1 pseudogene is annotated in these 1,383 nt (G+C 61.7%); it reads left to right on the top strand.

From position 1 onward, the window contains the following. Nucleotides 1-62: 62 nt before the first annotated feature. Nucleotides 63-1,383: pseudogene (locus tag DPV79_RS41385) on the top strand (hemagglutinin); the annotation flags it as partial.

A 1,383-nucleotide genomic window follows, 5' to 3' on the forward strand; every position in this document is an offset into this window, starting at 1 on the left:
TGGGTTCGACGACGCCGGTGACGCTGACCAATGTCGCAGCAGGCGTGAATCCGACGGATGCGGTGAACTACAGCCAGCTCAGCTCGCTGTCGACGTCGACTTCGACGGGCATCAGCACGGCACAAAGCGGTGTGGATTCGCTGTCGACCGGTTTGTCGACGACGAATAGCAACGTGACTTCGCTGTCGACGTCGACTTCGACGGGCATCAGCACGGCACAAAGCGGTGTGGATTCGCTGTCGACCGGTCTGTCGACGACGAACAGCAACGTGAGCTCGCTGTCGACGTCTGCCTCGACGGGCATCAGCACCGCACAAAGCGGCGTGGATTCGCTGTCGACTGGGCTGTCGACGACGAACAGCAACGTGAGCTCGCTGTCGACCTCGGCCTCGACGGGTATCAGCACGGCGCAGAGCGGTGTGGATTCGCTGTCGACGGGTCTGTCGACGACCAACAGCAACGTGACTTCGCTGTCGACATCGACGTCGAGCGCCATCAGCACGCTGTCGAACAGTGCGTCCAACTCGGTCCAGTATGACGATTCGATGCACAGCAAGGTCACGCTGGGTGGCGTGGGTTCGACGACGCCGGTGACGCTGACCAATGTCGCAGCAGGCGTGAATCCGACGGATGCGGTGAACTACAGCCAGCTCAGCTCGCTGTCGACGTCGACTTCGACGGGCATCAGCACGGCACAAAGCGGTGTGGATTCGCTGTCGACCGGTTTGTCGACGACGAATAGCAACGTGACTTCGCTGTCGACGTCGACTTCGACGGGCATCAGCACGGCACAAAGCGGTGTGGATTCGCTGTCGACCGGTCTGTCGACGACGAACAGCAACGTGAGCTCGCTGTCGACGTCTGCCTCGACGGGCATCAGCACCGCACAAAGCGGCGTGGATTCGCTGTCGACTGGGCTGTCGACGACGAACAGCAACGTGAGCTCGCTGTCGACCTCGGCCTCGACGGGTATCAGCACGGCGCAGAGCGGTGTGGATTCGCTGTCGACGGGTCTGTCGACGACCAACAGCAACGTGACTTCGCTGTCGACATCGACGTCGAGCGCCATCAGCACGCTGTCGAACAGTGCGGCCAACTCGGTCCAGTATGACGATTCGATGCACAGCAAGGTCACACTGGGTGGCGTGGGTTCGACGACGCCGGTGACGTTGACCAATGTCGCAGCAGGCGTGAATCCGACGGATGCGGTGAACTACAGCCAGCTCAGCTCGCTGTCGACGTCGACTTCGACGGGCATCAGCACGGCACAAAGCGGTGTGGATTCGCTGTCGACCGGTCTGTCGACGACGAACAGCAACGTAAGCTCGCTGTCGACGTCTGCCTCGACGGGCATCAGCACGGCACAGAGCGGTGTGGATTCGC

The sequence above is a fragment of the Burkholderia reimsis genome (assembly GCF_003294055.1).
Taxonomy (GTDB): Bacteria; Pseudomonadota; Gammaproteobacteria; order Burkholderiales; family Burkholderiaceae; genus Burkholderia; species Burkholderia cepacia.